At 69.9% G+C, this 13,713-nt stretch carries 16 protein-coding genes and 3 pseudogenes; 11 read left to right on the top strand and 8 right to left on the bottom strand.

The window, feature by feature from the left end; all coding sequences use genetic code 11:
- Window positions 1-503: pseudogene (locus ACFU8Q_RS31035) on the top strand (IS30 family transposase); the annotation flags it as partial.
- Between the two features lie 286 nt (window positions 504-789).
- Here the strand turns inward: ACFU8Q_RS31035 and ACFU8Q_RS31030 are convergent.
- Window positions 790-1,389 carry a hypothetical protein gene (locus ACFU8Q_RS31030; RefSeq protein ID WP_384460168.1) on the bottom strand — a complete coding sequence of 200 codons (600 nt, stop codon included), beginning with the start codon at window positions 1,387-1,389 and terminating at the stop codon, window positions 790-792.
- Between the two features lie 253 nt (window positions 1,390-1,642).
- Window positions 1,643-2,500 carry a methyltransferase domain-containing protein gene (locus ACFU8Q_RS31025; protein WP_384460165.1) on the bottom strand — a complete coding sequence of 286 codons (858 nt, stop codon included), beginning with the start codon at window positions 2,498-2,500 and terminating at the stop codon, window positions 1,643-1,645.
- A gap of 490 nt (window positions 2,501-2,990) precedes the next feature.
- Here ACFU8Q_RS31025 and ACFU8Q_RS31020 point away from each other — a divergent pair, with 490 nt between their 5' ends.
- The 3 genes and pseudogenes from ACFU8Q_RS31020 to ACFU8Q_RS31010 form a co-directional block, all read left to right on the top strand.
- The gene (locus ACFU8Q_RS31020; RefSeq protein WP_384460162.1) at window positions 2,991-3,179 is read left to right on the top strand and encodes a hypothetical protein; all 189 of its coding nucleotides are present in this window, start codon (window positions 2,991-2,993) and stop codon (window positions 3,177-3,179) included.
- Window positions 3,180-3,282: 103 nt separating this feature from the next.
- Window positions 3,283-3,540: a hypothetical protein gene (locus ACFU8Q_RS31015; protein WP_384460159.1), complete on the top strand. Its 258-nt coding sequence runs from the start codon at window positions 3,283-3,285 to the stop codon at window positions 3,538-3,540.
- 57 nt (window positions 3,541-3,597) lie between these two features.
- Window positions 3,598-3,708, top strand: a pseudogene (locus ACFU8Q_RS31010) (IS3 family transposase); the annotation flags it as partial.
- 752 nt (window positions 3,709-4,460) lie between these two features.
- Here the strand turns inward: ACFU8Q_RS31010 and ACFU8Q_RS31005 are convergent.
- From ACFU8Q_RS31005 to ACFU8Q_RS30985, 5 genes and pseudogenes are all read right to left on the bottom strand, one after another.
- A complete protein-coding gene (locus tag ACFU8Q_RS31005) occupies window positions 4,461-4,874 on the bottom strand; it encodes a cupin domain-containing protein (RefSeq protein ID WP_384460156.1) in 414 nt (137 codons plus the stop codon).
- A 48-nt stretch (window positions 4,875-4,922) separates the two neighbouring features.
- A pseudogene (locus ACFU8Q_RS31000) lies at window positions 4,923-5,147 on the bottom strand (carboxymuconolactone decarboxylase family protein); the annotation flags it as partial.
- On the bottom strand, window positions 5,114-5,242 hold the full coding sequence (locus ACFU8Q_RS30995; RefSeq protein WP_384460174.1) for a cyclophilin-like fold protein: 129 nt from the start codon (window positions 5,240-5,242) through the stop codon (window positions 5,114-5,116). The pseudogene ACFU8Q_RS31000 and the gene ACFU8Q_RS30995, both read right to left, overlap by 34 nt.
- 230 nt (window positions 5,243-5,472) lie before the next feature.
- Entirely contained in the window at window positions 5,473-6,138 is a 666-nt protein-coding gene (locus ACFU8Q_RS30990) for an SDR family NAD(P)-dependent oxidoreductase (RefSeq protein ID WP_384460153.1), read from the bottom strand.
- A gap of 64 nt (window positions 6,139-6,202) precedes the next feature.
- Window positions 6,203-7,219, bottom strand: coding sequence for a zinc-dependent alcohol dehydrogenase family protein (locus ACFU8Q_RS30985; protein WP_384460150.1), 1,017 nt, complete (start codon window positions 7,217-7,219; stop codon window positions 6,203-6,205).
- Window positions 7,220-7,454: 235 nt separating this feature from the next.
- Here ACFU8Q_RS30985 and ACFU8Q_RS30980 point away from each other — a divergent pair, with 235 nt between their 5' ends.
- Window positions 7,455-8,342, top strand: a complete 888-nt coding sequence (locus ACFU8Q_RS30980) for a helix-turn-helix transcriptional regulator (protein WP_384460147.1) — start codon at window positions 7,455-7,457, stop codon at window positions 8,340-8,342.
- Window positions 8,343-8,469: 127 nt separating this feature from the next.
- Here the strand turns inward: ACFU8Q_RS30980 and ACFU8Q_RS30975 are convergent, their stop codons facing one another.
- Window positions 8,470-9,063 (bottom strand): aldo/keto reductase, encoded by a 594-nt coding sequence (locus ACFU8Q_RS30975; RefSeq protein ID WP_384460143.1) that lies wholly within the window; start codon window positions 9,061-9,063, stop codon window positions 8,470-8,472.
- A gap of 7 nt (window positions 9,064-9,070) precedes the next feature.
- On the opposite strand from ACFU8Q_RS30975, the gene ACFU8Q_RS30970 reads away from it, so the two are divergent.
- From ACFU8Q_RS30970 to ACFU8Q_RS30945, 6 genes are all read left to right on the top strand, one after another.
- Complete coding sequence (locus ACFU8Q_RS30970) at window positions 9,071-9,445, top strand: hypothetical protein (RefSeq protein WP_384460140.1); 375 nt, start codon at window positions 9,071-9,073, stop codon at window positions 9,443-9,445.
- A complete protein-coding gene (locus ACFU8Q_RS30965) occupies window positions 9,445-10,329 on the top strand; it encodes an aldo/keto reductase (protein WP_384460137.1) in 885 nt (294 codons plus the stop codon). The genes ACFU8Q_RS30970 and ACFU8Q_RS30965 overlap by 1 nt, the downstream gene beginning before the upstream one ends.
- A gap of 38 nt (window positions 10,330-10,367) precedes the next feature.
- Window positions 10,368-10,862 (top strand): alcohol dehydrogenase catalytic domain-containing protein, encoded by a 495-nt coding sequence (locus tag ACFU8Q_RS30960; protein ID WP_384460134.1) that lies wholly within the window; start codon window positions 10,368-10,370, stop codon window positions 10,860-10,862.
- 798 nt (window positions 10,863-11,660) lie between these two features.
- A complete protein-coding gene (gene dhaK / locus ACFU8Q_RS30955) occupies window positions 11,661-12,647 on the top strand; it encodes a dihydroxyacetone kinase subunit DhaK (RefSeq protein WP_384460171.1) in 987 nt (328 codons plus the stop codon).
- A gap of 21 nt (window positions 12,648-12,668) precedes the next feature.
- Window positions 12,669-13,280: a dihydroxyacetone kinase subunit DhaL gene (dhaL, locus tag ACFU8Q_RS30950; protein ID WP_384460130.1), complete on the top strand. Its 612-nt coding sequence runs from the start codon at window positions 12,669-12,671 to the stop codon at window positions 13,278-13,280.
- Window positions 13,277-13,687: a PTS-dependent dihydroxyacetone kinase phosphotransferase subunit DhaM gene (locus ACFU8Q_RS30945; protein WP_266744462.1), complete on the top strand. Its 411-nt coding sequence runs from the start codon at window positions 13,277-13,279 to the stop codon at window positions 13,685-13,687. Before dhaL ends, ACFU8Q_RS30945 begins: the two co-directional genes overlap by 4 nt.
- The last annotated feature ends 26 nt before the right edge of the window (window positions 13,688-13,713 follow it).

The raw sequence follows: 13,713 nt of genomic DNA, 5'->3' as shown, positions 1-13,713 counted from the left end.
CCGACCGCACCGGACCCTCGGCCGCGGTCTGTGGCCGGTGGCCACGCCGCAACGGCATGCCGCTGCGCGGGGAAGTCTCCCGCTGGGTCTACCGGCCCTACGCCGCCCAGGCCCGCTGCGACGCCCGCCGGCCCCGCCCCAAACCGGGGAAGATCGGCCAGAACCCACGATTGAGGGACTTCATCCAGCATCACCTGGACCCACGGTGGAGTCCCGAGCAGATCTGCCAGGCTCTGCGGACCCAGTTCCCCGACCGGCCGGAGATGCACGTGGCGCACGAGACCGTCTATCAGGCCCTCCACGTCCAGGGCCGGGGTGAACCGCGCCGTGAGCCGGCCAAGGCGCTGCGCACGGGCCGGGTGCGGCGCAAGCCCCGCCGCCAGGCCCAGCAGCGCATCCCACGGTTCGCCACCCCGATGGTGATGATCAGCGAACGTCCGGCCGAGGCCGAAGACCGGGCCATGCCCGGCCACTGGGAGGGCGACCCGATCATCGGCAAGGACCGCCAGGTTCCGGGTATGCGGACGCCGTCCGCGGTGCGACAGGTGATCCGGTTGCCGATCATCCCGTGATTGTGTTGCGATAACCGCCGAGTGGACCTCAACTTTCCCTGGGACGGATCACCGAATGGCCCGTGCCTGTGCCGCCCCTGATCAGCTCGCCGGGGATCCGCTCAGGCAGCGGTCGATGTTTTCCACCACCAAGCCGCACACACTCGCCCGCCATGGACCCGACGGGACAGCGGCCGTTTCCTCGGAGGCGAGCATGAGGCGCGGTTCCCCGGCCACATCAGCAGCCATTGCCCGCTCCTCGTACGCGTTCCTGCCCGGTGCCCTGACAATCCGGACAATCCATTCCGAGTCCGCACTCCGGGCACTGCCGGCTGTTCACGAAGCCCAGACCCTCACAGGTGCGGCATGTGCCCCAGCCTTCACACATGACGCACAGTCGGTGGCCGGGCCTCAACGATTCCGGGGTGGCCACGCGTGGGGGACGTATCCAACGGGCGTGGATCCACGCCACGGGCACCTCTCCCCAGAGCCGCAGAGCGCGGCCCGCGTGGCTGACACCGGCCCTGCATCCGTCGCGTGTTACCACGGGCAGAGGGCGACCGCCGAATCCCTGCTCGGTCTCGGCGCGCCAGCCCGCCGCGGCGAACGCGTCGGCCGCGACCGCAACTGCGGTCGCGTAGGGAGTGTCAGGCAGTATCAGGGCCATCGAGAACCGCTTGCCCATCGCCCCGCTTACGGTGCGCCGATCGTTGGTCCGCTCCTCGGCGCGCGGCTCGACACCGGGGGCGACCGCGGCCGCGACGGCCCACAGTTCCTGGCGCAGCCATTGCACCGCACGTTCGAACTTCTCGGCCGCCCCCTCGATTTCCTCACCCATGGCCGCATCCCCCACTGCTCAACTCACCGGCGAGCGGACCGTACACGGCCAGCTCCTTCAAGTCCAAAGCCCATCGCATGGGCCGTGGCCCCCAGCCCCGTGAGGACCAGGCCCCAGGTCATCCCGCCCGCCACTTCCCCGCCCCTACACCGGACCGGCATACCAACAGGTCGGTAGGGCCTGGCGCTCCCTGGTTGCCTTGAGATCACGCGGGGACGACGGAAACCGGAGAGTCGGGGCGGGCCTGGCCGTGTCAGGGGGACTTAACGGCGTTGATCACGGTGTATCCCATCTTGTCACGGCACAGGGCGAGGATGCTCGGGTAGACGGTGTCGAGCTGCGCCATCGCGGCGGTGCCCACCAGCTCCGCGATCTGGGCGCGCCTTGCGGCGAACAGGCGCGGGATCAGCTCATAGGTGGGCTTGAACTCTCGGGACATGTCGCGGATGCCGTGGATGGTGAAGCCGGCCTCGCCGAGCATGCGGGAGTAGTCCTCGGGTCCGGCGGGAAGGCGGGAGAGGGCGAACGCAGCCTGGAAGAGCTGGACTTCCTCGGGCGTGAAGGGCTCGGCTTCGTAGCAGTCCGCGAGAACGAAGCGGCCGCCGGGCCGCAGCACCCGCCGAACCTCGCGGATAGCGGCGGGGCGGTCGGAGAAGTGCGCGAACGACTCGATGGCCCACGCGGCGTCGAAGATCTCGGACTCCTGGGGCAGGGCCATGGCGTCCGCCTGTTCGAAGGCGACGCGGTCTGACAGTCCCGCCTTCAAGGCGCGGTCGCGGCCGGCCCGGACCTGCGCGGCGCTGACCGTCACGCCGAGCACGCTCGCGCCCGACTCGGCACCGATTCGCACGGTGGGCCGGCCGGTGCCGCAGCCGACGTCCAGCATCCGCTGTCCCGGCAGCAGCCCGACCTCGTTGATGAGGCTGCCGGTCCAGGAGTCCTGGGCCCGGGTGAGTTCCTCCCACATCTCGTCGGCTGTCGGCTCCCCCGTCTGCGTCCGTACGCCGTCGGTCCACATGCCCAGGTGCATGCTGTCGCCCATGGTCAGGCCATACAGGCCTCCGAAGCGGTCGTACCATTCACCGACATCCTGGGCCGATGGATCGCTCATGTCCAACTCCTCGCTTCCGTTCGGCCCACCGGGTGTGGTGGTGCCGCCGGGCCGACCCGACCGATCGGCCCCGCTGCCTCCACTACTTCCCCGGAACCGCCGCGCAGTGAGGCCATACGGCGGGGCGCACGGAAGCACGAATGGATCCATGCACGGAATCGCCCACATGCGGCAGACCTGCTCCGTTGGCCGTCAAGATCGCTTGGCTAAGGGTCGAGATCTTGTGCCGGGGGTCATCCACCCCGTCGTTCGCCCGATTTCCATCACGGAAACAACGGCGCCGCCGCCCCGGGGCCTGTGGCTCCTGCCCGTAGCGCAGCATGTGCACGACCCGGGCGGTACATGGCGGGGACCGGGCACCGCCCGCACATCAACTGTGTTTAGCGGCCATGGAGTCGAAGGTCTCCCGCATCAGCCGGTCGATAGCGCCGGGCCGTTCGGTCAGCGAGTCGATGAGGTCGGCGAGCAGCATGCGTCACGAGAATCTGGTGTGGGCACGGACACTGCAGGATGTCTTCCCTGGCCGCATAGATTCGCTGTACCCACGCTGCCCTCGGACAAGCGACTCCGCCAGGCCATCGTCGACCGGCTCACCTTCGAAGCCCACATCATCGAGACCGGCACCCAGTCCTTCCGTCTCACCAGCACCACCGCCAAGCGCAAGGCGGCGGCGGCCTGAGAACCTGCCGGCCGGGGGGCAAGGACTCACACCTTCGCCCCGAGCCTCGGCCCTCACGAACACGCAGCTGCATCGCCGAGTGCTGCACGACTACGCTGACGTCATGTCACCGTCAGACTGGACACGGCTCACCGAAGCGCGGGCATGGCGCCGACTGGGAATCGTTTGCAGCCACGTCATCAGGCGTCCCGTCCTGATCACCGCCCTCGCAGGGCTGGCCTTCCTCATCACCAGATTCGGCAAAGACTTCCCCGTGCTCTATGGCACGACCCCTCTGGGCGCCATTCTGATCTCCAGGAGCATGGGCCGCTACCGTGCGGCCGATCCCGCTGACGAGATTGGCGATAAACCCCCAAGCTAAGGACTCAGCGGCGAACTGACCGGCAGCGGTCCCCTGCTGACAATCCTGCGAGCCCCTCGCCCCACCTATGGCGCCCCGTGCGTCCATGCCGAACTCCGCTCCCGCGGGAGCAAGATCAACCGCAAGCACGTCAGCAGACTGAGGGAACCGGCAGATGGAACGGGCCGATTTCCTTCCACGACGACGGCACCGTCATGGCCCTGAGCGTCCTCCCCATCCGCAGAAGGCACCCTCGCTGAACGCACCGCAGCGTCGTCACCACCTGCCTCGCAGCAGAAGCGACGTGGACGAACCGGAGCCCGACAAGACCGCATCGAACTCCCCACAGCCGAGCCCGCCGCCACACCCAGAGCCCCCGCCGGCACAATCCGACGGGGGCTCGCCACCTCTCACACGCCTACCACCAACAGCGTCGACGCGCCTGGACCACAAAGGCCTGACCTGCGCTTACGCGCCTCACATGGACCGCCTGGACCGCACAAGGAACGATCTACAACCTGTGCCAGGTGGGACCGTCACGGCCCAGGGCGGACAGCCGTCTCGCTATCAGTGACCGGACGCAGTGCCTTCGAAGGGACGGGTACGCACAGGGCGGAGATCTTGGAGCCGAGATCACCCCTGGGATGCCGGCTGAGCGCCCGCTACAGTCACTCAGCGTGCCTGCGACAGCGCCAAGTTCCGCCTCCCGCCGTCCGTCACGGCGGCCCTCCCTGGGGAGAATCTGGGGAGGATCAGCGCTGCTGGGGAGCGTCCGAGGTGAGGCGGATCGACCACATAAGACGGCACGCCCCTGAAAGACATCACCCCACGAGCCGCCCGCTCATGAGCGCCGCGAGTCCATGAAAACGCCTCCTGGCACTGCATCAGATCGAATGCGGGGCGTGCGTCCCATCACTCGCGCACCACCGTCGCATTGGCCCTCAGCGAGTGACGGTGGCGAGCGCTTCGGCGTACTGCTCGTCGGTCACGGGTTCCAGCCAGGTGGTGCCGTCGCCGTCGGTATCGCCGACGACCATGGCGATGTGCGCCATGAGGGTGGTGTCCGTGCCGCCGTGCCAGTGCTCCTCACCGGGCGGGCACTTGACGGTCTGGCCGGCGCTGACGCGTACGACGTCGCCGTCACGGGTGCCTACGAGGCCGACACCGTCGGTGATGTAGAGGGTCTGGCCGTTGACGTGGGAGTGCCAGTTGGTGCGGGCACCGGGAGTGAAGCGGACCAAGGCGGTCGCCAACCGGGCCGGCTCGGCGGGGGTCTCGATCATGTTGAGGTACACATCCCCGGTGAAGCGATCGGCGGGGGCCTTGGCGGTCGGGGTGTGCGTGACGATTTCCACGGAAGGTGTTCCTTGCTGTGCGGCTGCGGGGGAAGTGGTGTGCGAGCGTCAGGCGCCGCGCTCTTCGGTGAGCTTCTTGAGATGGTTGATCGCGGTCATGGCGTTGGGCCAGCCGGCGTAGAAGGCCAGGTGGGTGACGGCCTCGGAGAGCTCCTCGACGCTCAGGCCGTTCTCCAGCGCCACGCCCAGGTGATAGGGCGGCTGTTCGCTGCGGTAGAGCGCGGCGAGGACACTGACGGTCACCAGGCTGCGGTCGCGCGGTGAGAGCCCGGGAAGAGCGGGAGCAGCGCGGCGAAGTCCCGGGCGGCTGGGCTGTCGTTCAAGGTGGCTCGGACGGGGCGTCCGTCGAGGCTGAGCTGGATGCGCACGGCGCTGCTCCTGTCGGATGGTGGGGTGGGCTGGGTGCTGGTCGACCTGGGGCGCACGGAGGCGGTCGCCGGGGCGGACCGGTCGGCGGTCTGCCCGCTGCCTGGGCAGGCGGTCGGAGCCAGCAGTCCCACGGCCGCCGTGATCGCCGACAAGACTGGTCGGAGCGGCCCGAATGGCCGAAGTGGTACCGCCCGGATTGGGCGCCGGAGACTTGTCCACTGCCTGTTCCTCACTCGGGCATCGGCTCGGCGTAGTGGCGGAAGCCGTCGCGCTCGGTGTGCAGGGCGTACAGGCGCTCGGCCAGCACCTGAGGGCTGCTGTGCTCGGAATCGGGCCGGATCGTGCCGGGGATGATCAGCTGGGTGGCGTGGATGTTCTCGGCGGCGAGCGCGTCGTGGAGCATGCGGGCGTAGGCGCTCTCGGCGGCGAAGGCGACCGAGGTGCCGGCCCGCTCGGGGTGCGGGCGGACCGCGCTGCCTCCGTTGACGAAGACAAGGGTTCCGCGTCCCAGGCCCCGCATACCCGGCAGGACCGCGTTCACGCAGGTCACCGGAGCCTTGAGAGAGAAGGCGAGCGGGTCCTCCAGGTCGGCGGCGGTGGTGTCGAGGACCGGCTTCATGAAGTCGGCGCGCGGCACCGGGCTGTGCTGCAAGATCTCGATCGGCCCGAGCGCCTCGACCGCGTCCTGGAGGGCGCCGGTGAGCGCGATCGGGTCCAGGACGTCCGCGGAGAATCCGCGGGCTTCGATGCCCTCGCGGCGGAGATCGTCCGTCAAGTGCTGGAGGTGTTCGTCGCTGCGGGCGATCAGGGCGATGCCGTGGCCGGCGGTGCCGAAGCGGCGGGCGGTGGCCAGCCCCAGGCCGGGACCGGCACCGACGAGAGCGAACGTGGTCATGCTGGAGGTCCTCCTCGAGCGGGGCGAGAGGAGCGTTCGGCCCCGGGAGCGGAAGGGTGCGGGGTCAGGGCTTGAGGAGTGCCTTGATGGCTCGGCGCTCGTCCATGGCCTTGTAACCCTCGGCGACCTGGTCGAGGGGCAGGGTGAGGTCGAAGACCTTGCCCGGGTCGATCCGGCCGGTCACGACGTGTTCGATGAGGTCGGGCAGGTAGCGGCGCACGGGGGCGGGGCCGCCGCGCAGGCCGACGTGGGAGAAGAACAGTTCCTGCCCGTCGACGGCGACGTCGTGCGGGACGCCGACGAAGCCGACGTTGCCGCCGGGCCGGGCGGAGTGCAGCGCCTGCTGCATGGCCTGCGCGGTGCCCACGCACTCCAGCACGCTGTCGGCGCCGATGCCGTCGGTGAGGTCCTTGATCCGGGCGATGCCCTCGTCGCCGCGCTCGGTGACGATGTCGGTGGCGCCGAACTCGCGGGCCAGCTTCTGCCGGGACTCATGGCGGCTCATGGCGATGATCCGCTCGGCGCCCATCTCCTTGGCGGCGATCACCGCGCACAGGCCGACCGCCCCGTCGCCCACGACCACGGCGGTGGATCCGGGCTTCACCTCGGCGGCGTCGGCGGCCCACCAGCCGGTGCCCATGACGTCGGAGACGGCCAGCAGGCCGGGCCACAGGTCCTCGCCCGGCACCTCGTCCGTGGCGACCAGGGTGCCCTGGGCGTTGGGGATACGGACGTAGTCGGCCTGGCAGGTGCTCATGAACTCGCGATGCAGGCAGTTCGACGGGAAGCCGTTACGGCAGTTGGCGCAGGTGTTGTCCGAGGTCGCGAACGAGCCGACGACGAACTGGCCCGGCTTCACGGCCGTGACCTCGGAGCCGACCTCCTCGACGAAGCCGACGTACTCGTGCCCCATCGGATGGGCGTCGCCGATCGGCTCCAGGCCACGCCAGGGCCACAGGTCGGAGCCGCACACACAGGTGACGGCCGTGCGGATGACCGCGTCGGTGGGGTGGAGGATCTTCGGGTCGTCCAGCGTCTCGAAGCGGACGTCACCGGGGGCATGGATCACTGCGCCGCGCATGAAAGTACCTTTGCTCACGTGAAGTGGGGCCGCTGCAAGCGGTCCTCGTACGACCGTCCCCGGGTCGCGAGGCGACCGTGTGCCGAGGTCGGGCGGCCCCGTCCCCGCCGACGGACGGCCGGGGACAGCGCCACGTCCTCCAGGTAACCGCCCCTCGTGGCGGCCAGCCAGTCACCGTCGATGGGTGTACCGGCAGTACATCCCTCATGCGGCCGGCTGCACGTACGGTCGAGGGGTGGACAACCAACAGGAGGTCCGCGAGTTCCTCACCTCGCGGCGAGCCAAGATCACCCCCGAGCAGGCCGGACTGCCCTCCGGGACCCGGCGCCGCGTCCCCGGCCTGCGCCGCAGCGAGGTCGCGGCCCTCGCCGACATGAGCGTGGAGTACTACGCCAAGCTCGAACGCGGCAACCTCGCCGGTGCCTCCCCCGCCGTCCTCGAGTCCGTCGCCCGCGCCCTCCAGCTCGACGACGCCGAACGTGCCCACCTCCTCCACCTGGCCCAGGCCGCCGACGGCTCCGACGCCCTCACCCGCCCGCGACGCCGACGCCCCGCCCGGCAGTGGACCCCGCACCGCAGCCTGCAGTGGACGCTCGACGCGATCACCGCAGGCCCCGCCTTCGTCCGCAACGGCCGCATGGACATCCTCGGCACCAACGCCCTCGCCCGCGCCTTCTACAGCGACGTCTACGCGAACCCCCACAACCAGGCGAACCTCGCCCGCTTCACCTTCCTGGACCCCGCGTCCCGCCGCTTCTACCCCGACTGGAGCCTGGCCGCCGACGTCACCGTCGCGATCCTGCGCACCGAGGCCGGCCGCAACCCTCACGACAAGGAGCTGCACGACCTCGTCGGTGAACTCTCCACCCGCAGCGACGACTTCCGCACCCGCTGGGGCGCCCACAACGTCCGCCACCACGGCACCGGCACCAAAAGCTTCCACCACGAGGCCGTCGGAGATATCACCCTCGCCTACGAGGGCCTGGAGATGGCGGCCGAACCCGGCCTCACCGTCACCATCTACACGGCCGAACCCGGCTCACCCTCCGAAGAGGGTCTGCGCCTGCTCGCCTCCTGGGCCGCGACACAGGAAGTCCTCGCCGGGCGGCCGCGAGAGAACTGACCTCTCACCCCGCGACGCGCCCGCAGTCCCGGAGGGTGGCGGCGTCTCTTCCGGGGAGCCAGAGGTGGCCAAGAGGCGGAGGCCATCCCGGAGGCGATCCGGCCCCGTGCCTCGTGGCCGGATCGTGTCAACGTCGCCGCTGGTCAGCCCGCAGCTCGAAGTCGCCGTAGCTGTTGTCGACCGGGTTGACCGTGACCCCGGGGGCGACGATCTCGTCTATGGCGTCGAGCACGTCGGAGGACAGCGTGACGTCGGCGGCGGGCAGGAACGCCTCCAGCTGCTCCATGGTGCGCGGGCCGATGATCGCCGAGGTGACGCCCGGGTGGTTGACGACGAAGGCGACAGCCAGCTCGATCAGAGTGAGGCCGGACTTCTCCGCCAGGACGGCGAGCCGTTCGACGGCGTCGAGCTTGCGCTGGTTGGCGGGGGTGCTCATGTCGAAGCGGGCCTGGGGGCGCGCCGCGGAGGCGGGGCCCTCGGTGGCGTTCTTGCGGTAGCGGCCCGAGAGCCAGCCGCCGGAGAGCGGACTGTAGGTGAGCGTGCCCATGCCGTGGCGGCGCGCCATGGGGAGCACGTCCTCCTCAATGCCCCGGACCAGGATCGAGTACGGCGGCTGCTCGGTAACGAACCGCTCCAGGTGCCGCTCCCGCGAGGTCCACTGAGCCTCGACGATCTGGGAGCCGAAGTAGGACGAGGAGCCGATCGGGGTTGTCCTGACCACGGTGGGCATGGCGTGGCTCAGCCGCCTCGACCTGCACACCCCCTACCTGACGGGCGTGGCCCTGCCCATGGTGCTGATCGGCGCCGGCCAGGGCCTGACGCTGGCCCCGCTGACCTCCAGCGGTATCGACGGCGTCGCCCCCGCGGACGCGGGGGCCGACTCGGGCCTGGTCAACACCGTGCACCAGATCGGCAGCGCGCTGAGCCTGAGCATCCTGACCGCCGTCGCCGCCTCCGTCTCCACCGGGCACGCGGCCGCAGACATCGCGGCCCGCTCGGGAACGGCCCTGACCGGTTCGGCTGTCCTGCTCGCGCTGGCGGTCGTGACCGTCCTCACCCTCATCGTGCCCGCACGGGCTACTCACAACGAAAGGTCCCTGTGATGCAGACCCTCACCCTCAACAACGGCGTCGAGATGCCCGCCCTCGGACTCGGTGTCTTCCAGACCCCGCCCGATGAGACCCAGGCCGCTGTCAAGGCCGCGCTCGACCTCGGCTACCGGCACATCGACACCGCCGCCGCCTACAGCAACGAACGCGGGGTCGGCCAGGCCATCCGCGACTCCGGAGTGCCACGCGACGAGATCTTCATCGAGACCAAAATCTGGATCAGCGACTACGGCTACGACGAGACCCTGCACGGATTCGACAAGAGCGCCGCAAAGCTCGGGGTAGACCAGATCGACCTGCTGATCCTGCACCAGGCCCTGCCATCGGACTTCGACAAGACCCTCGCCGCCTACCGCGCCCTGGAAAAGCTCCTGGCCGACGGCAAGGTGCGAGCCATCGGCGTCAGCAACTTCATGGTCGACCACCTGACCACGCTACTGGACGCCACCTCCGTCGTGCCGGCGGTCAACCAGCTGGAGATTCACCCCTACTTCCAGCAGCGTGCCGTGCTCGACTTCGACGACCAGCACCACATCCTCAACCAGGCGTGGTCCCCGATCGGCGGGATCACCTTCTACCCAGGCTACGGCGAGGACCGCAAGAGCGTCATTGCGGACCCGGCCGTCACCCGCATCGCCAAGGCGCACCTCAAGAGCCCCGCCCAGGTGCTGCTGCGCTGGGGGCTCCAGCAGGGCCGCTCGGTCATCCCCAAGTCCACCAAGCGCACCCGCATCGCCGAGAACATCGACGTCTTCGACTTCGAGCTCACAGCAGACGAACTCACCGCCCTGGACGCGTTGGAGACCGGTCGGCGCGGCGGCCCCGATCCCGAGAACGTCACCCTCACCGCCCACGGCCGCGTCATTCCGGAAGCCTGACCCGATCCTCCAGCACCAGAACCCCAGAAGGAATCCCCGTGCCCACCGCCGTCAAGGCGTTCGGCGCCCACGACGTGCGTCAACCGCTCGTTTCCCTCACCATCGAGCGCCGCGACGTCGGCCCGCACGACGTCAAGCTCGACATCCTGTACTGCGGCATCTGCCACTCCGACATGAACTTCGGCGGCGGCAAGTTCGGCCCACTGCCCACCAGCCCGCTCGTCCCCGGCCACGAGATCGTCGGACGGGTCACCGAGACCGGGCCCGACGTCACCCGCCACCAGGTCGGCGACCTGGTCGGCATCGGTTGCATGGTCAACTCCTGCCGCGACTGCGAGAACTGCCGGGCAGGGCAGGAGCAGTACTGCCTCAACGGCCACACCCTGGTCTTCGGCAGCCCCGACCCGGCCGAGCCCGCGCCCACACCCAGGGCGGCTGCTCCGAGGCGATCGTCACACCCGAGGACTTCGTCGTCCCCGTGCCCGACAGCCTCGCCCCGGCCGCCGCGGCGCCGCTGCCGTGCGCCGGCATAACCGTCTACGCGCCGCTCAAGCGGTACGGCGCCGGACCGGGCACCAAGGTCGCTGCTCGTCTTCCTGCCGTTGTTCCTGTACTGGGAGAGCGTGACCACCTCGCTGCGGGCGGTCCGACGGGACCTGCGCGCCATCGTGCCGGCCGGCACGGTCCTGGTGGCCATCACCGTTTGGGCCGTGGCCGCTCTCGCCCACGCGTACGGCCTGCCCTGGGGCGCGGCCTCGGCGCCGGGAGCGGCGGTCGCGCCGACCGACGCAAGATCCGGACCATACCCGGACCAAGGTCCGCCCATGCCCCTCCGCATGGCACATTTACGCTGGTCAGAGCCAAGCGGGCGGTGTACCACCAGCAGCCGAAGAATCTGCCGGGATGGCAACACGGCCGGTCCGCACAGCGAACACCGCCTCGCAATCCCTCTCGCCGCAAGCAAGGGGCTGGAGCGTCCCCATACACCACGTGCTGACGAGGCCCGGAGTACGCATGGACATCGACGTCCGGCCACAACCGAACGCATCCTGTATTCGGACCTGGGCGCGCCCATGACGTCCTCGCACGTGCCCTTCGCTGCCGCAAGGCCGATACTGCCGACAGGAGCAGGTCAGCCGAGACCCGCCCGACCATCCGGCAAACCTGACGGCCTGTCACGAAAGTCAGCATTAAGTCAGCATCAGTACCGCCAGAACCCGCTCACGACCGCCACGGACAGCCAAGATCACGATCTACCCATACTCACTCTGAACAGCGAAAACGCAGGACAACAACCCACCTGCTCCCCTGCCTAGGAGATACCCGTGAGGATGCTCATCAACGTCCCGGAGACCGTTGTCGCGGACGCGCTGCGCGGTATGGCCGCCGCCCATCCGGAGCTGACCGTGGATGTCGGGAACCGTGTCGTCCTGCGGCGTGACGCGCCCGTGGCCGGGAAGGTGGCGCTGGTCTCCGGGGGCGGGTCAGGACACGAGCCGTTGCACGCCGGGTTCGTCGGGCCCGGAATGCTGTCGGCGGCGTGTCCGGGAGAGGTGTTCACCTCGCCCGTGCCGGATCAGATGGTGCGGGCCGCCGCGGCGGTCGACAGCGGGGCGGGGGTGCTGTTCGTCGTCAAGAACTACACCGGCGACGTGCTGAACTTCGAGATGGCCACCGAGCTCGCCGAGGACGAGGGCATTCGGGTCACCCAGGTCCTCGTCAATGACGACGTGGCCGTGACCGACAGTCTGTTCACGGCGGGACGGCGGGGCACGGGCGCGACCCTGTTCGTCGAGAAGATCGCCGGGGCCGCCGCCGACGAGGGCGCGCCGCTTGAACAGGTGGCGGCCATCGCCCGGCGGGTGAACGACGAGTCGAGGAGTTTCGGCGTTGCGCTCAGCGCCGTCACCACGCCCGCCAAGGGGTCTCCGACCTTCGATCTGCCGCCGGGCGAACTGGAGCTGGGGATCGGGATCCACGGCGAGCCGGGGCGGGAGCGGCGTCCGATGATGACGTCGGGGGAGATCGCGGACTTCGCGGTGGACGCGGTGCTGGAGGACCTGCGGCCACGCGGACCCGTGATCGTGCTGGTCAACGGGATGGGCGCGACTCCGCTGCTGGAGCTGTACGGGTTCAATGCCGAGGTGCAGCGGGTGCTGTCCGAGCGGGGAGTCGTGACGGCTCGTACGCTCGTGGGGAACTATGTGACCTCGCTCGACATGGCGGGCTGTTCGGTGACGCTCTGCCAGGTGGACGAGGAACTGCTGCGCCTCTGGGACGCGCCGGTGGAGACGCCGGCGCTGCGCTGGGGCCGTTGACCCGCCCGACAAGGAGATCATGTGCTCGACGCCGATTTCTTCCACCGTTGGATGACCGCGGCCGCGGCTGCCGTGGATCGCGAGGCGGACCACCTCACCGAGCTCGACTCGGCGATCGGAGACGCCGATCACGGCAGCAACATGCAGCGCGGGTTCGCCGCGGTGACCGAGGTCCTGGGCCAGGAGCGGCCGCAGACCCCCGGGGCCGTGCTGACGCTCGCCGGACGGCAGTTGATCTCGAAGGTCGGCGGGGCTGCGGGGCCGTTGTACGGGATGCTTCTGCGGCGTACCGGAAAGGCTCTGGGTGATGCGCCCGCCGTGACGCCGCAGCAGTTGGCCGAGGCGCTCGGGGTGGGCGTCGCGGCCGTGGCCCAGCTGGGCGGGGCGCAGGCCGGGGACAAGACGATGCTCGATGCGCTGCTGCCGGCCGCCGAGGTGCTCGGGACCTCGTTCGGGGCGGCCCGGGAAGCGGCGGAGGCGGGAGCGCTGGCGACGGTTCCTCTCCAGGCCCGCAAGGGCAGGGCGAGCTATCTGGGCGAGCGCAGCATCGGGCATCAGGATCCGGGGGCTACGTCCTCCGCCCTGCTGATCGCCGCGCTGGCCGAGACCGGCGGCGACGGGGGTGAGGGATGAGCGACGGGAAGCAGGTCGGGATCGTGCTGGTCTCGCACAGTGGCCCGGTGGCCGAGTCCGTCGCCGAGCTCGCCAGGGGGCTGGCCGCCGGTGGATCGACGGCCCCGGTCGCCGCGGCCGGTGGCACGCCTGCGGGTGGGCTCGGGACCAGTGCGGAGCTGATCGCCGAGGCCGCCAGGTCGGTGGACGGCGGTGCGGGGGTGGCGTTGCTCGTCGATCTGGGCAGCGCGGTGCTCACGGTCAAGACGATGCTGGCCGAGGGCGACGAACTGCCGGACGGCTCGCGTCTGGTGGACGCGCCGTTCCTGGAGGGTGCGGTGGCCGCCGTTGTCACGGCGTCGGCGGGTGGCGACATCGCGGCGGTGGCGGCCGCGGCTTCGGAGGCGTACGAGTATCGCAAGGTGTAGGCAGGTGGATTCCCGCGGTCCGTGAG

Source organism: Streptomyces sp. NPDC057543 (genome assembly GCF_042801895.1).
GTDB lineage: Bacteria > Actinomycetota > Actinomycetes > Streptomycetales > Streptomycetaceae > Streptomyces.
The sequence above is the reverse complement of the archived record's forward strand: the minus strand, read 5'-3'. Positions and strand labels throughout refer to the sequence as shown.